11 protein-coding genes are annotated in these 16,421 nt (G+C 43.6%); 5 read left to right on the forward strand and 6 right to left on the reverse strand.

Going from position 1 to position 16,421, the window contains the following annotated elements:
- The first annotated feature begins 25 nt into the window (after positions 1-25).
- Positions 26-2,107 carry an ATP-dependent DNA helicase RecG gene (recG, locus tag BM100_RS07835; RefSeq protein WP_092509642.1) on the forward strand — a complete coding sequence of 694 codons (2,082 nt, stop codon included), beginning with the start codon at positions 26-28 and terminating at the stop codon, positions 2,105-2,107.
- On the opposite strand, the gene BM100_RS07840 is transcribed toward recG, so the two are convergent.
- Together BM100_RS07840 and gltS are read right to left on the reverse strand one after the other, a co-directional pair.
- Positions 2,108-3,253, reverse strand: coding sequence for an MFS transporter (locus BM100_RS07840; RefSeq protein WP_092509644.1), 1,146 nt, complete (start codon positions 3,251-3,253; stop codon positions 2,108-2,110). It abuts the gene before it with no gap.
- A 299-nt stretch (positions 3,254-3,552) separates the two neighbouring features.
- Positions 3,553-4,767 (reverse strand): sodium/glutamate symporter, encoded by a 1,215-nt coding sequence (gene gltS, locus BM100_RS07845; protein WP_092509646.1) that lies wholly within the window; start codon positions 4,765-4,767, stop codon positions 3,553-3,555.
- Positions 4,768-5,010: 243 nt separating this feature from the next.
- On the opposite strand from gltS, the gene BM100_RS07850 reads away from it, so the two are divergent.
- Positions 5,011-6,396, forward strand: coding sequence for a nucleobase:cation symporter-2 family protein (locus tag BM100_RS07850; protein ID WP_092509649.1), 1,386 nt, complete (start codon positions 5,011-5,013; stop codon positions 6,394-6,396).
- Between the two features lie 236 nt (positions 6,397-6,632).
- Positions 6,633-8,417 carry a translocation/assembly module TamB domain-containing protein gene (locus tag BM100_RS07855; protein WP_244590602.1) on the forward strand — a complete coding sequence of 595 codons (1,785 nt, stop codon included), beginning with the start codon at positions 6,633-6,635 and terminating at the stop codon, positions 8,415-8,417.
- Here the strand turns inward: BM100_RS07855 and fabY are convergent.
- The 4 genes from fabY to typA form a co-directional block, all read right to left on the reverse strand.
- Complete coding sequence (gene fabY, locus BM100_RS07860) at positions 8,407-9,324, reverse strand: fatty acid biosynthesis protein FabY (RefSeq protein ID WP_092509651.1); 918 nt, start codon at positions 9,322-9,324, stop codon at positions 8,407-8,409. The genes BM100_RS07855 and fabY overlap by 11 nt on opposite strands.
- A 95-nt stretch (positions 9,325-9,419) precedes the next feature.
- Positions 9,420-9,857 carry a D-aminoacyl-tRNA deacylase gene (gene dtd, locus BM100_RS07865; protein WP_092509653.1) on the reverse strand — a complete coding sequence of 146 codons (438 nt, stop codon included), beginning with the start codon at positions 9,855-9,857 and terminating at the stop codon, positions 9,420-9,422.
- Positions 9,858-9,937: 80 nt separating this feature from the next.
- Positions 9,938-10,555: a glucose-1-phosphatase gene (yihX, locus tag BM100_RS07870; RefSeq protein ID WP_092509655.1), complete on the reverse strand. Its 618-nt coding sequence runs from the start codon at positions 10,553-10,555 to the stop codon at positions 9,938-9,940.
- A gap of 307 nt (positions 10,556-10,862) precedes the next feature.
- Entirely contained in the window at positions 10,863-12,686 is a 1,824-nt protein-coding gene (gene typA, locus BM100_RS07875; protein WP_092509657.1) for a ribosome-dependent GTPase TypA, read from the reverse strand.
- A gap of 750 nt (positions 12,687-13,436) precedes the next feature.
- Here typA and BM100_RS07880 point away from each other — a divergent pair.
- The gene (locus tag BM100_RS07880) at positions 13,437-14,585 is read left to right on the forward strand and encodes a hypothetical protein (protein ID WP_092509659.1); all 1,149 of its coding nucleotides are present in this window, start codon (positions 13,437-13,439) and stop codon (positions 14,583-14,585) included.
- A 210-nt stretch (positions 14,586-14,795) separates the two neighbouring features.
- A complete protein-coding gene (locus tag BM100_RS07885) occupies positions 14,796-16,391 on the forward strand; it encodes a hypothetical protein (protein ID WP_092509661.1) in 1,596 nt (531 codons plus the stop codon).
- Positions 16,392-16,421: the final 30 nt, after the last annotated feature.

Genomic DNA, 16,421 nt, shown 5'->3' on the forward strand with positions numbered 1-16,421 from the left:
TCACACCAACGGAGATAGATATCCCATGAAAGGCCAATTGCTTGATGCCATTCCTTTAACCACGCTGCGTGGTGTTGGAGCCAGTCAGGTCACTAAACTTGCCAAATTGGGATTGGTCAATCTCCAGGATTTGCTTTTGCATTTGCCTCTGCGCTACGAAGATCAAACCCGCCTGTATACTATCAATGAATTACTGCCCGGCGTTTATGCCACAATAACCGGTGAAATATTACGTACCAATGTGGTTTTTGGTCGGCGGCGCATCATGACCTGCCAGATCAGTGATGGGACTGGTGTTTTAACCCTGCGTTTTTTCAATTTCACCGCTGCCATGAAAAATAACTTGGCAGAAGGAAAACACATTGTTGCCTATGGTGAAATCCGTCGTGGCAATCAAGGGCCGGAGATAATTCATCCCGAATATAAAGTCCAGCAACACGCAAACACCGTTCAATTGCAAGAGACGCTAACGCCCATCTATCCCACGACTGAAGGTGTGCGTCAAACAACGCTGCGAAAATTAATCAAACAAGCATTGGAAATACTGGACACCTGCGCCATCAATGAATTATTGCCGGAGGACTTCAGCCGGAAGATAATCAGCTTGCCGAATGCATTGCATACCTTGCACCATCCTCCGCCGGATATTTCTCTGACTGATTTGGAAAATGGCCGGCATCCAGCTCAAAAAAGATTGATTCTGGAAGAGCTGCTGGCACACCACTTAAGTATGCTGGCGGTCAGGGCGGGAGCCCAGCGCTTTCATGCGCAACCCCTTCTGGCGGGTGATTCACTGAAACAGCAATTTTTGCGTCAACTACCATTCTCACCCACTAACGCACAGACTCGTGTCGTTGCAGAAATAGAGCATGACCTGGAGAAGAATGTCCCTATGATGCGGTTGATACAAGGGGATGTCGGCTCGGGGAAAACACTGGTTGCCGCATTGGCCGCCATCCGTGCCATTGCCCACGGCAAACAAGTGGCATTGATGGCGCCTACCGAATTGCTGGCAGAGCAGCACGCCAACACTTTTCGCCAATGGCTTGAACCCTTGGGTATTCAGGTTGGTTGGTTGGCAGGCAAGCAGAAAGGCAAGGCGCGACAGGCACAGCAAGACGCGATAGAGAGTGGTCAGGTAAGCATGGTTGTCGGTACTCATGCCATGTTTCAGGAACAGGTAAAATTTGCAGGCCTTGCGTTGGTTATCATCGATGAGCAGCACCGTTTCGGTGTGCACCAACGCCTTGCATTATGGGAAAAAGGCCGGGAGCAAGGCTTCCATCCCCATCAATTGATCATGACAGCAACTCCCATTCCACGCACATTGGCAATGACGGCTTATGCTGATCTGGATACCTCCATCATTGATGAATTACCCCCCGGCCGGACACCAGTTACAACCGTTGCTATTCCTGATACCCGCCGCAATGACATTATCCAGCGCATTAAAAGTGCCTGTTTGGATGAAGGGCGTCAGGCTTATTGGGTATGTACTCTGATAGAAGATTCTGAAGTATTGGAAGCACAGGCTGCTCAGGCAACCAGTGAAGAATTGACTCTCGCATTGCCTGAACTGAAAATTGGCTTAGTCCATGGAAGGATGAAATCGGCTGAAAAACAAGCCATTATGGAGGCGTTCAAACAAGGAGAGTTACAGCTATTAGTTGCGACTACCGTCATTGAAGTCGGGGTTGATGTGCCCAATGCCAGCCTGATGATCATCGATAACCCCGAACGCCTCGGGTTGGCCCAATTGCACCAACTTCGCGGGCGTGTCGGTCGTGGCGCCGTGGCTTCCCATTGTGTTCTGCTTTATAAAACGCCATTGACCAATACGGCCAAAATACGTTTGCAAGTTTTGCGGGACAGCAACGATGGCTTCGTCATCGCCCAAAAAGATCTGGAAATCCGTGGGCCGGGAGAATTGCTGGGTACACGTCAAACCGGCAATGCCGAATTCAGGATAGCGGATTTATTGCGTGACCAAAGTATGTTGCCCGAAGTCCAACGCATCGCCCGCTATATCCACCAGCACTATCCTGAACATGCCAAGGCCCTGATTGAGCGCTGGCTGCCGGATCGTTCGCAATACAGTCACGCTTAATCAGGACTTGAGAAAATCTTTTCGCCAAAACCAAGCCGTAACCAACGTGATGATTATCTGGGTTACCGAGAATATCACCATTGCTGGCAGCAAACCGAACTGATCAGCTAAAGCGCCACTCGCAATCACCGGAAGAGAGAACCCTATATAAGCGTAAATAAACAGGCCTGCGGTTGCTCTGGCTCGATTATCCGGGGCTTTTGAAGAGAACTCGAATAACGCGGCAAGATAAGTGAAACCATAGCTTGATGCACTGGTAATCGCGGTTCCTGCCAATATGAGTATTATTGATTGAACCCATAGTCCGGCAAGGAGAACAAAAAAGCCTAGCGGGGTTAACAATAATCCCAAAGAAAGTGCTTTTTGATTTGTCATTCGGCGGGCAATCGGTTGACAAAGAAAGCCAACAAAGATCGCCAAGAAAATAACAAACCCTGTCCAGCCATCCAGATTCTGCGTTTTTAACGCCAACGGTACAACCGCAATGATCATGCCCGTGGTTGACCATGCCAAAGCCATAGCAATACCAAATACCCATATTTTCTCAGGAAATACCGGGAACCGGAGGAGTGATACCCGCTGGGGTACGTCAAGACGCGGCATTTTAAGCCCAATGAGGGCAAGGACAGGAGCGATTGCAAATAGGGCAACAAAGCTGGCAGGCATGAGGGTTGGGCCTTGTAACCCGAGGCTTAAACTCGTCGCCAAAGCGCCTCCGCCGAAACCCAGTGAGGTGGACGATGTGACTACCAAGGTAGCACGCCGGATATTATTCGCGCCCATAATTTCGGTCATGTAGGCTGTACCAGCCGTTGTGACCAATCCTGTTCCAATGCCAAGCAATACCCGTGCAATAAAAAGGCTTTCCCAATTGGGGAATAAAACCAAAAGTACCGTCGCTGCTGTTGCAAGCAATAAAGCCATTGTAATGGGCAAGCGGCGGCCAATTCTATCCGACAATCCTCCCAACAAAAGCAAAGTTGGCATCAACCCTGCGACATAAGCAGCAAAAGCGACAGTCACCGCAGTTGCCCCAACATCGCTTTGTGCGGCATAAACACTATATAAAGGCGTTTGCAGGTTAACAGCAAAAGTTGTCGTAAATAAGGCCAGGGTGAGTATCGTAATAGAAAGATTTTTTGACATAGCTATTATTATCCTTGGCAGTGATATTTTATCTTATATAGCGTTTGTCCATAGAAAGAAACTAATTATTATGCGAATTTAGAAATATTATTAACTATATTCTTTACAGATAGATAATTTATTATTTCCATAAATTATATTTATGAATGATTAATCCTTACGCTTTTTAATATTATTTAAATATAAAATAATTTATTTCAATTCTTATCACTGAATGCCAATCAACAAGCAAAAAAATGCCGTTGAGAGACTCAACGGCATATATCGCCAGAATACAGGCAAGTTAAAAGAAAATTAATTTAACCTGCTATGGATGGAAAGACTGGCAACAACAAATACAATTTGATAATGGCTGCGTTCACGATATCAATAAAGAACGCCCCAACCATCGGCACGAGTAAAAACGCCACATGAGATGGCCCGAAACGGTCAGTGATTGCCTGCATATTCGCAATAGCAGTAGGTGTTGCTCCCAAGCCAAAACCACAGTGGCCTGCCGACAGGACTGCCGCGTCAAAATTCTTTCCCATCACCCGATAAGTGATAAAAATAGCGTACAGCGCCATGACCACAGATTGAACAGAAAGAATGATCAACATCGGCAATGCAAGGGAAGCCAGTTGCCATAATTTCAGGCTCATCAGCGCCATTGCAAGGAACAGCGACAAACTAACGTTACCCAATACGGAAACCGCACGGTCAAATACCCGGTAGAAACCAAGCATGGATAAACCATTACTGAGTATTACACCGATAAACAGCACACACACAAAAGTGGGTAATTCAAAAGGAGTGCCTTTCAATGCGCTCTGAATATAATTGCCAGCCAGCAGACAGACTGAGATCATGGCAATGGTTTCCAGCATGACCAATGGGGTAATCAGTCGGCCCGTATACGGTTTCTCAAATGCAGTCGGGATCTCAGTGTCATCTGCGCTCAAACCCGGGGTTTTGGTGTTTTTCACCAAAAAACGCGCTACCGGGCCACCAATCAGACCGCCCAAGACCAAACCAAATGTCGCACAGGCCATCGCGACTTCTGTCGCACTCTCAAAGCCATAACGTTCGGTAAAAATCTGTCCCCATGCTGCGCCAGTGCCATGCCCGCCTGAAAGCGTAATAGTACCAGCCAGCAGCCCCATCAGTGGGTCGAGGCCCAGCATTTTCGCCAATGCAAGACCCACTGTATTTTGCACAAACAACAGGCCAACAACGACGAAAATAAAGATAACGAGTGATCTTCCGCCAGCTTTCAGGCTGGCAAGGTTAGCATTCAGGCCGATTGCGGCAAAGAAAGTTAACATGAGGGGATCTTTGAGAGATAAATCAAACGAAACCTCCCAACCCGTAAACTGTTTCACTACCAGCAGAGCGAAGGCTGCTAATAATCCGCCGGCAACTGGCTCGGGGATTGTATATTTCTCGAGAAATGGAACTGTTTGTACGAGTTTTCTTCCTAGTAGCAAAACAAGAGTGGCAGCAACGAGCGTGCCATAAATATCCAGATGATACATTTATGTACCTCTTCCATTGTTAATATTATGTAAACTTAATGTGACGTTATAATCATCCTATAAAAACGCCAAGAGCAGGTAGGGATTGGATTAGAAAGAAAATTATTAATAAACACAAGTTAAAACATTTAAAAATGTGACGGAATTAAGTCGTTTTTTATAATGAAAATTAAACGCAAACGATTGCTTTAATAATATAGATCATTTAAATTGCGTTTTTTTGTTTATCAGGAATTTCACAACATGCTCAATTCCGTTCGTGAATCCAATTCATCAGAAGTTTCCAAAAAATCAGACGGTGAATTGCTCTATCGCCTCGAAGATAAGCCGCCACTTCCTCACGCTTTATTCGCTGCATGTCAGCATTTGCTGGCAATGTTCGTTGCCGTTATTACGCCGGCGATGTTAATTTGTCAGGCACTTGGGCTTCCAGAGCAAGATACACAGCGCATTATCAGCATGTCTTTGTTTGCCTCAGGTCTGGCATCACTTATCCAAATTCGCTCGTTGGGGCCCATTGGCTCTGGCCTGCTTTCAATTCAAGGAACCAGCTTTAACTTTGTTGCACCACTGATTATGGGCGGACTGGCGCTAAAGAATGGTGGAGCAGATATTCCAACCATGATGGCTGCGTTATTCGGTACGCTGATGATTGCCTCAACAACCGAAATTGTACTTTCCCGCATGTTGCATCTGGCAAGGAGAGTCATTACACCTCTGGTGTCCGGCATTGTGGTCATGATTATCGGCCTGTCGCTGATACAAGTCGGATTGACTTCAATTGGCGGTGGTTACTCTGCAATTCAGCAAGGTACATTCGGTGCACCGAAAAATTTGCTTCTGGCGGGTGTTGTCCTCGCAGTTATCATCCTGCTAAATCGCCAAAATAACGCTTATCTGCGGGTTGCTTCTCTGGTCATTGCCATGACGACAGGCTATCTGGTGGCTTGGTACATGGGCATGCTTCCCCAAGCCATGCCAAAAGAAGATGTCCCTGTTATCTCAATTCCTTCTCCGTTCTATTACGGACTCACTTTTGACTGGAACCTATTGATCCCTCTCATTTTGATTTTTATGGTGACATCGCTGGAGACTATCGGTGATATCACGGCCACTTCTGATGTTTCTGAGCAGCCTGTCAGCGGCCCGCTATATATGAAACGCATCAAAGGAGGCGTGCTGGCAAATGGTCTCAATTCCATGGTTTCTGCGATATTCAATACATTTCCAAATTCATGCTTTGGCCAGAATAATGGCGTTATCCAACTGACCGGCGTTGCCAGCCGCCATGTTGGTTACCTCATTGCCTCCATGTTGGTTTTATTGGGATTATTCCCCGCCGTCGCCGGTTTTGTACAGCATATCCCCGAACCCGTCTTGGGGGGCGCTACGATTGTGATGTTTGGTACTATTGCGGCTTCTGGTGTCAGAATCGTTTCCCGTGAGCCGCTCAATCGCCGTGCAATTATGATTATCGCCTTATCACTGGCAGTCGGTTTGGGCGTTTCCCAACAACCCCTGATTTTGCAATTTTCCCCTGATTGGGTGAAAAACATACTCTCTTCGGGAATTGCTGCTGGTGGCCTGACAGCCATTCTGCTTAACCTGATTTTTCCGCCAGAAAGATAAAACCAACAGGCTGAATGTTTATTCCTCCCGCCGCCCAGCGGGAGTTTTCTTTTGTCTTTTATACAGCCATAGTTATTCATTCATAATCATTCATATTTTTGCGCAGTCATTCGCAATATTTAAACTAACATCGTCAAAAAAGGACTCATTCTTATTTTTGACACTATCGTCTCTTGAGTACACATCCTTTTTGCGGCATAAAAGAGCTTCTTTCTGGGGGAAATGGAGGTGAGATCATGAAGTGGCTAGGGAAATTTGTTATCACCCTTTTACTGTTATTGATTCTGGCAATCATCGTCTTCTATGTTGTTATTCAGACACATTGGGGTGCTAAACAATTAAGCCAATGGTTCAACCGGCAAGGGCATTATCAGGTTAGCATTGAAAGCATCAGCCATCACTGGCGCTCCCCTTTCAGCCTGACATTGAACCATGTGGATATTCACGATAAACAAAGCCCTGTCTCACTGAATGCCAACCTCATTAACATCGATTTCAAATGGCAAGATTTATTCACTCCCCAGCGATTCCAACGTTTCACTTTACAGCAGGGAGCATTAACATTATCTGGCAGTCAATTTCCTCCCGCCCTGAAAGCAGATATTTTACAGCTGAATCAAATGAACATTCAGTTCAAGACCCCCAAGGCCGACATTAAAGGGGAAAACATCACCGGAGGGATCGCGCCTTGGTTCCCAACGGCTGGGGAGCCATTTGGTCATGGCCAATATCAATTCAGCGCCAACTCAATTCAGTGGAATGGCATTCCTGTTGAAAATGTCGTTGTGCAAGGCCGTTACCAAAATAATACCCTGAATATTGATTCGTTCGGTGCGACATTCTTGCAAGGAGCCATTTCTGGAGACGGTCAGCAATCACCCGATGGCAGTTGGCATTGGAACAATCTTCTGGTTAATGATATCCGCTGGCAGTCTCCTGACACTCTGGAGGCATTGATAGCGAAAATCAGCCGCCTTCCGGCGCTTTACGTCAAAGATCTCAATATCACCAATGCCAAAGTGCAAGGAAAAAATTGGTCTGTCGACTATCTGGACGGCACAATTAAAAACGTGGGACTGGTCAATGGCAGTTGGCAGGCTGAAGATGGATTGATCGATTTTAATGCCATGGATATCACCTTCAACAATGCACAGTTCAGCGATACGCTTGGGAAGCTGCGTTTTTCTGGTTCTCTGTTTACCATTGCCAATCTGACAACCCATTATCAAAAAGGGCTGTTCAACATCCAATCTCAGTGGGATCGCAAAAATCGGCAACTGATTCTCAAAAACAGTTCAGTATCAGGGCTACTTTATAGTTTGCCAGCAAATTGGCTCCACTATTTCAAATCAGCGGCACCAACATGGATATCGGGTTTAAAGCTAAATGACATTACCATCAATAACACGTTGCTGATTGATACCAATCCCCGTTTTCCGCTCCAGCTGACTACCCTTGCAGGCCATGTTGATACAATGGAGATCTTGAAAGAGGGCAAATGGGGATTGTGGAATGGTCAGGCATCTCTGCAAGCTGCCGGAGCAACATTCAACAAAATTGAAGTTAACCGGCCTTATCTGCAATTACATGCCAGCGATGAGAAAGTCACCATTGATAAATTCAATGCCTTTACCCATGATGGCTTACTGCAACTTACCGGCACGGCTGAACAACACCCATCCCAAACACCTTTTAACTTTAGTTTCAAAGGGATGAATGTAAATTTGGACATTCTTCCCCAGTGGGGCTGGGTTCCGTTGCACATTCAAGGCGAAGGGAATTTCTCACTCGCTATCACCGGCAACCTCTCCGCCGATGATATTAAGGGAAGCATCACGGGTACACTGGCTGCCGAAGATAAGGCATCAAACAAAGAATTACAGTCTGTTGAGCAAGGTTTGATCTCAACGAACCGCTGTTCTCCGACAGCCCATTCATCCGTGGATACCAATGAGGCAGAACACTCAGCAGCAGACAAACACGCAGTAACAGAACAGGGCTGCACAAAAATCAGGCTGTAGCAAAACGTTCAGGCGGCAGAACAATGTAGGTACCGGTGAACACACTACCGACGCCCTGTTCGCCGCTCAAAGACACTTCCAGTTTTACGCGCGCTTTGCTGCCCCGGGCAAGACGAGCCAAATCGCCGCTCATGTTATTGAAATCAGCCGTTGCACTGGGGCGTCCCGTAATCGGCTGCCGATAGCGAATATTGGCATCAACCAGAATAATGTCACCGCCCAATTGGCGTTCCTGCAACAACAACCAAATCAGCCCCCAAGCCGTCAACGTTGCCTGGGAAAATAAGCTGCCCGCGAAAATAGTATGGTGTGGATTCTGATTGCCGGCTTCCGGCATGGTGGTAATAAAACGCTGGCCGGTATACTGTGTGATCCGCAATCCCATCTTTTCGCTCAAAGGAATATGTTTGTGCCAGGCTTGCTGCAATTCAGCACACCAATCCGGACGATGCAGAATATCATCAAGGGTCATGATGGGTTTGATCATCAAGAAATGGTTAATGGGTGTGGCCTTGGCACCATTGATCAACCCACGGTTTTGAAAGCCCAGCTTGCCGAAGAAATCAACTGCATCTTCCCGCGCACTGCAAACAACCCGTTTCACCCCTTCCTGCCGGGCAACAGATTCCAGTGCCATCGCAATCAGCGTACCCAATCCTTTGCGCTGTACATTAGGATGAACCGCCAGAAAACGGATTGCCCCTTCGCTATCCGCATTGATATATAAGCGCCCAACAGCAAGCGGATTACCATGTTCATCCACCACCATTTGATGATGAGCCATCGAGTCGTAACCATCTTTCTCTGAACCAATGGGCTGATGGAGCGGCTTACGCAGCATTTCCCAACGAAATTGGTAATAGGTTTCCAACTCTTGTTCTGTTTGAGGTACTCTCAGGTGGTACATAAAAACAGCCCCTTCTCTTGTGTGTTGTCGTGTGTAGTCAAGGGAACGCGCAGCACTAGATGGGTTACTTTATTTCGTTATACTTGTAACCGGCGTTATACTTGCAGCCAAAAAGTCACAGGTCCGTCGTTTGTTAAACTGACTTGCATGTCCGCTGCAAATTTCCCCATTTCTGTTTTTACACCAGTTATACGGCACTGTTCAACAAAATAGCGATAAAGTTCATCTGCTTTTTGCGGTTCAGCCCCGCCGGAAAAACTGGGCCTTAAGCCTTTCTGAGTATCCGCAGCCAATGTAAATTGAGATACGACCAGCAAACTTCCATTCGCTTGTTGAACATTCAAGTTCATTTTTCCCTGTTCATCGCTGAATACCCGATATTTCATTACTTTTTCGCATAATCGCTGTGCTTTTTGTGGATCATCCTCTTTTTCGACCCCCAATAACACCAGTAATCCTTGTCCAATTTCTCCAATCGTTTCATCTTCAACAACAACTTTTGCCTGTGTTACACGTTGTATTAATGCGATCATTCTTCTTACCTGTAGTCCTTGCCCTATCCGGGCAAGGTAAAGTGGAGGAAAACATTTCCCGCCTGAATGAGCGGAAGATATTAAGCTTCTGTGGGAAGTGAAAAATCATGCTTACCAAAATAAGCAGGGATGACATTCCTGTCAGTCACATGAATAGCGTTGATACCCAATGCTTTTGCTGCATCAACATGTTCCAAAACATCATCAAAGAAAATGGCTTGATCCGCTGCCACACCTTCTTTCTCAAGTACATGTTTAAAAATGCCGGGTTCCGGTTTACGTACGCCCAAATTGTGAGATAAATAAAGGAAATCGGTTGATGCCGCAATCTCAGGGTAATGCTCTGGCCAATACTCAAAATGCAGGTGATTTGTATTTGACAGTACAACCACACGATGCCCTTGCTCACGCAATTTATTCATTATTTCAATGACGTCTTGCCTGACATCAATAAATATTGCATTCCATCCTTCAGCAAATTGTTCGAAACTGAGTGAAACATCCAGTTCATCACACATCATTTCTGCAAAGTCAGCATCACTGATTTGCCCGTATTCATGTTTTTCAAACAGCTCCCCCAATGAAAACTTGGTGGTTAATGTTGCCAATGGTGTCCCGCTCAGATTACTCCAGACAGCCAGAGCCCTTTTAAAATCAATATCAATAATTACATTACCCATATCGAAAATATACAGCATAACCCCTCCCGACTGATTTTCATCGTGCGTTACTTTTATCATAATTTTATTCAGAAAAAAGGGTAAGTAGACAAAAAAACAAACAAACTGCTTTTTGCTGAATTGCGGTTATATTTAGGGGGAGATAGTTAAAACTCGAAAGGAAATAGTTAAAACTGCAAAAATTAAAAATCGGAAATATATAACAGGAAAGATTAAGAGAAATTGATAGTTAGGGAAAAACGCGGGGTTATAAAAAAACTCAGGGTGCCGAAACACCCTAAGCTCTTCATGTTCAACTTGCCATTACGCAATGCGTATTAAGCAATTAAGCATCTTTGCTACGACTTGCACGACGGCGATCGTTTTCAGTCAAATGACGCTTACGCAGACGAATTGACTGCGGAGTCACTTCAACCAGTTCGTCGTCATCGATAAATTCCAACGCCTGCTCCAGGGATTTCTTAATATGTGGAGTCAGTGTTGTCGCTTCATCCGTACCTGACGCACGCATGTTAGTCAGTTTCTTACCGGTCAGACAGTTAACAGTCAGGTCGTTAGAACGTGAGTGAATACCGATGAGCTGGCCTTCATACACTTCAGTACCGTGACCAAGCAGCAATTTACCACGCTCCTGCAAGCTGTACAGTGCGTAAGCAACCGCTTTACCCTGACCATTAGAGATCAGTACGCCATTCTGACGGCGGCCAATCTCACCTGGGCGAACATCATCATAGTGGCTGAATGTTGCGTACAACAGACCCGTACCAGAAGTCATGGTCATGAACTCAGTACGGAAACCGATCAGACCACGGCTTGGAATGACGTAATCAAGACGAACACGGCCTTTGCCATCTGGCAGCATGTCACGCATTTCACCTTTACGCTCACCCAGTGCCTGCATCACATCGCCCTGATGCTGCTCTTCGATATCCAGAGTCACCTGCTCGAATGGCTCTTGCTTACGACCATCAATTTCACGGAAGATAACTTTCGGACGGGAAACACCCAGCTCGAAGCCTTCACGACGCATGTTTTCAATCAGAACAGACAAGTGCAGTTCACCACGGCCAGAAACGCGGAATGCATCTGGATCTTCAGTTTCTTCAACACGCAGTGCTACGTTGTGAACCAGCTCTTTTTTCAGGCGGTCAAGGATCTGACGGGAAGTCACATACTTACCTTCACGGCCACAGAACGGTGAAGTATTTACGCAGAAGTACATGCTGACTGTAGGCTCATCAACCGCCAGTGCAGGCAATGCTTCAACCGCATTCACTTCACACAGGGTATCAGAGATGTTCAGATCGCCCAGACCAGTAATCGCGATGATATCACCCGCTTCCACTTTGTCAGCTTCGATGCGGTCCAGTCCCAGGTGGCTGTAGACTTTACCTACTTTACCGTTGCGTGTTTTGCCTTCGCTATCGATAAGGGTGATGTTTTGGTTTGGTTTTACTGAACCGCGCTTGATACGGCCAATACCGATAACGCCAACGTAGTTGTTGTAATCCAGCTGAGAAATCTGCATCTGGAATGGACCGTCCAAGTCAACCTTAGGTGGTTCAACATGGTCAACGATTGCTTGATACAGAGGAGTCATATCTTCAGCCATATCAGTATGATCGTTACCTGCGATCCCCATCAGTGCAGAAGCATAAACGATTGGGAAATCCAACTGCTCATCAGTTGCACCAAGGTTTACGAACAGGTCAAACACCTGATCCACAACCCAATCAGGACGTGCGCCAGGACGGTCAACTTTGTTGATAACCACAATTGGTTTCAAGCCATGTGCAAACGCTTTCTGGGTTACAAAGCGAGTTTGTGGCATTGGGCCATCCATCGCGTCAACCAGCAGCAGCACACTGTCAACCATTGACATTACACGTTCAACTTCACCACCAAAATCGGCGTGCCCTGGGGTGTCTACGATGTTGATGCGGTAATCATTCCACTTAATTGCGGTATTTTTCGCAAGAATGGTAATGCCACGCTCTTTTTCCAGATCATTGGAATCCATCACGCGCTCAGTAGTTGCAGCACGCTCACCGAAAGTACCGGACTGTTGCAGCAGTTTATCAACCAGCGTGGTTTTGCCATGGTCGACGTGCGCGATGATGGCGATATTTCTTAAGTTATTAATTGACAAGTATTTTTACCGTTTTAGCTATTTGAAAAAATGTTACATGGATGCAGCGTGGCAGGACGCCGCTACACTCATCTAACACAAATATGCTGCTATTTTACACGTTATACCTAAAGAGTGAAATAAATGTGAAGTGCATCACCTTGGAAGTTTGGTTATGCCTTTGTTTCATCCCAGCTTCGGCTTTGTTAATTGTACACTGTTGCTGGCCTTAATATGCCCTTTATCTCATTTCCTATTTGTTCGCTACGCTCAGACCCGTTGTCGTTTTTTAGACATGCGCTTATCTGCATACCTGGGGATGACTGAAAGGTGACTGCCTCTCACCTAAAACCATCTTTTAGAAGAGCGCCCTTTAGCTGAGCAAGTTCGTTCTCAACGAATTTGTCACTTCCTTGCCATCACGCTGTGTTTTGAAATCCATGGGTATACATCAGAATATACTGCTTTATTTTTATGTGTTTTATTTTTGCTTACCGTAATAATAATTGAAATATCTTTAATAATTTTATTTCAGACAAAGCATTATCAATTACTTAATTATGATATTTTCAATTAAATAAATGTGATTATCACGTTAATTATATGGTGCAGTGATATAAAACCCCTATCAAATGATAATTATTTTTCATTGGTTTTTATTTTTCATAAAAATTAGCATGAAAATGTTCCCCATCTTATTAGTCGCATCAAACCAGGCTCAATTAGCAGCTATAAATAATAACACAAATACAGTTCACATGAGGTGATAAAATGACGGATAAAAATAAAGGTGTATTAACCGCATATTTGCCAAACGATATAGAATTAACAAATAATTTTAGCTTTATAATAGGGCAAATTATTCCATTGGTTGTTACATTAACAACAGACAAACCCCAAGGTATTCCACCTAACATTAAATTTGAGCACACTAAAAACATTACATTCCTAACGCCAAACGGCACGCCTATTACAAGCCTGCCCTTGTGTGGAAGTGGAACCCTATCATCAGTGACGGTTTATTTGAGTGTAACAAATCCAAATAATGCTCCAATAAATGACAAGGATGAAATTACATTTACCATTACAACTGACATGCCAATGGTTAATGCAATAGATATTAAATGTACTGCAAGAACAATCAATTTAGATTCATTATCCCTGACAATTGAAAACCAAAGTTCCTATTTAGAGGCGCCATTAGGAGAAAATATTCCTCCCAGCGGAACAGTCGTTGCTCCTGTAACAACAACATTAATGGGTGAAAGTGGTCCACTACCTAATGCATATATATTTATAACCGATGTTCAATCAGATGCAAAATTGAATAAAGTCAATTTTTATAATAATATTACCCCAACCGCTCAAATTAAAACGCAAAGATTTGGCCAAAATAGCGGAGTATGGATAAACTCTAATAGTGAAGGAAAAGTGCAACTTAACATTTACCCATTACATTCTCTCTCAGTTGTACTTGAGTTAGGTGCTATGGTCGCAGGCGCTTCTCAGCATCCAATAGCTGCCAACACACCTGTTTTCATTATTAATAATCAACCTGTTAGCATTTTTGATTACATACATTGGCCTAATATTAGTGGATATTTTAACGGCCCTTTAATCTCAAATGGTAATACTGATTTTTATGTTGCTGTAGAAGATTATGATAATGCAAGTCATGGTGATTATATATTATTTTTCACTAAAAGAGATAATCAAGATACAAAAAAAAATTTCACCGGGCATTATTATAGTGTGAAAGATCCTAATAAAGATCTGGGGTTAGATAATTACACTATTAAATTACCTTATAATATATTTGATTTGAATATTCTGACTGAATTTTCCTATATAGCCATTTACCGATCTGGGACAGGCTCAAGAACTTCTTTACCTTTAACATTAAAGTATCAGGGAGAGTAATATACACTACCAACTAATGTAAAAATTATTGGGATTGGTAATATTAAATCCTATCCCAATAACCACAAAAAAACAAATGCCGGGCTATTTATTGAAGTCTTAGGTAAAAAACAATTTTGCAATAAAATTGCCATTGGATGCCGAAGTAACTCTGGCCATCTATATAGCATCAAAGTAAAAACCAATAATTTTATATAAATGAGGTTAAATATGTCAGAATTAATCAATCTAGATAACGACAAACTGAATGTTAAATATACTTTGGAAGCAAAGGGGGATTTAATAATAGGCCAAATATTTTTACTTGGCATCACAGTAGATTCAAAAGAAAAAATAACTCCAGAAGCGCATATTTCAATTAGTAACATATCAAACAACATCAGTTTTTCAGGCCCAGGCAAAGCGGCTGTCGGATCCTCTATTCATTTCACTCCAGACTTAAATAAGAGTATGACATCTGCTACAGTCACCATTGAATGTATGGTTAACTCCAAAACACAATATGGCGATGACATTACATTTGATATTAGTTCAAATATTATAGGCTTCACGAATAGGCAATATAAGCGTACAGCTAAAGATATTGATCCCGTTTCATTAAATCTCATTGTTGATAATACGTATTTGCAACCCACTGATGTAAATAATGCTCAAACAAACGCGAGCTCCACTCAAGTGCATACCGTCATTACTGACCAGAAATACCACAACCCATTATCTAATGTGCCCATATTTATAGCAGCAGCCCAAAACAGTCAGTTGAAACTCTTTACTTATTCTTCTGATGATGCAGGTGATAAAATACTTCCTATTATTTCGTTTGAGCATAAAAATGGAATGATGATCAATTCAGATTCAACGGGGAAAATCACTCTTTATGTTCACACAAAAGAATCATTATCAGGAAAAGTACAATTAATCTCTAACATCCTTGGCATTTTTAACGTAGGTTATGCTAGTCCCATTTATTCTCTTTATGGCGGAAAACCTAATGATAGTAGCCAGATCGCATGGCCACCAAGCATTTTAGGTTATGATCCCATTGGGTATTTGACCTCTAAAAATGGAGAGAGGGATTTTATCGTTACAATACCGCAATATGACCATGCAGCGCCAGGTGACACCGTATTTTTTCTTGTTGGTACACAAGGAGGTAATCCTGAATATTCAGGCCAAAATATAACAATTACAAACCCCAAAAGTGAATTAGGGGCTCCATATTTTCATGTTCCTTATCAAATTTTCAAATACGGTGTTAAATCTACATTTTCTTATATTATCGTTAAAGAATCAGGAAGTTCATTAACATCAATACCTTTGCCATTAACTTATATGGGAGGAACACCATATAGCCCTGAAGATGGTGTATCAAGAGATTATAAACGCTGTCTTGTTTATACAAGCCTAGGTGTTGGTGGAGGTGTAAGAATAGCAAATAATGGCCAAGTTAATCACGACAATATAATTAAGTATCCAGATGGTGCTGGCACAGGTCTATTTATTCAAGTGTTAGGAACTAATGATCCTAATGCAGAACCAGATAAAGTGCCAATAGGGACTATGGTGACCTTAAAGTCATACATTAATTCTGCTAATAAGAATGGCATCACCTCATACCCACCCTTTGAAATAAAACAGCAATCAGATGGTAATATTTATGGAATTTTCAATATGCCTTATGATGACCTCAATATGATTGAGGCATATGAGATGCGGCCTGGAACCATTCAGTTAACTTATCTTTTTAAAAACAAAGGGACAGAATCACATAGCGAAATTTGGTCAGCAGAGATTGAAACAGCTTAATGACAGTCGTTTTTATCAATGATAATTAAT

Origin of the sequence: Xenorhabdus mauleonii (genome assembly GCF_900113945.1) — a bacterium.
GTDB classification, from domain to species: Bacteria; Pseudomonadota; Gammaproteobacteria; order Enterobacterales; family Enterobacteriaceae; genus Xenorhabdus; species Xenorhabdus mauleonii.

Bases quoted from the DNA above. Each gene is read 5' to 3' on its own strand.
- gltS (WP_092509646.1), bottom strand. From the start codon at position 4,767: ATGTATCATCTGGATATTTATGGCACGCTCGTTGCTGCCACTCTTGTT.
- recG (WP_092509642.1), top strand. From the start codon at position 26: ATGAAAGGCCAATTGCTTGATGCCATTCCTTTAACCACGCTGCGTGGT.
- fabY (WP_092509651.1), bottom strand. From the start codon at position 9,324: ATGTACCACCTGAGAGTACCTCAAACAGAACAAGAGTTGGAAACCTAT.
- yihX (WP_092509655.1), bottom strand. From the start codon at position 10,555: ATGCTGTATATTTTCGATATGGGTAATGTAATTATTGATATTGATTTT.
- BM100_RS07880 (WP_092509659.1), top strand. From the start codon at position 13,437: ATGACGGATAAAAATAAAGGTGTATTAACCGCATATTTGCCAAACGAT.
- BM100_RS07855 (WP_244590602.1), top strand. From the start codon at position 6,633: ATGAAGTGGCTAGGGAAATTTGTTATCACCCTTTTACTGTTATTGATT.
- BM100_RS07885 (WP_092509661.1), top strand. From the start codon at position 14,796: ATGTCAGAATTAATCAATCTAGATAACGACAAACTGAATGTTAAATAT.
- BM100_RS07850 (WP_092509649.1), top strand. From the start codon at position 5,011: ATGCTCAATTCCGTTCGTGAATCCAATTCATCAGAAGTTTCCAAAAAA.
- BM100_RS07840 (WP_092509644.1), bottom strand. From the start codon at position 3,253: ATGTCAAAAAATCTTTCTATTACGATACTCACCCTGGCCTTATTTACG.
- dtd (WP_092509653.1), bottom strand. From the start codon at position 9,857: ATGATCGCATTAATACAACGTGTAACACAGGCAAAAGTTGTTGTTGAA.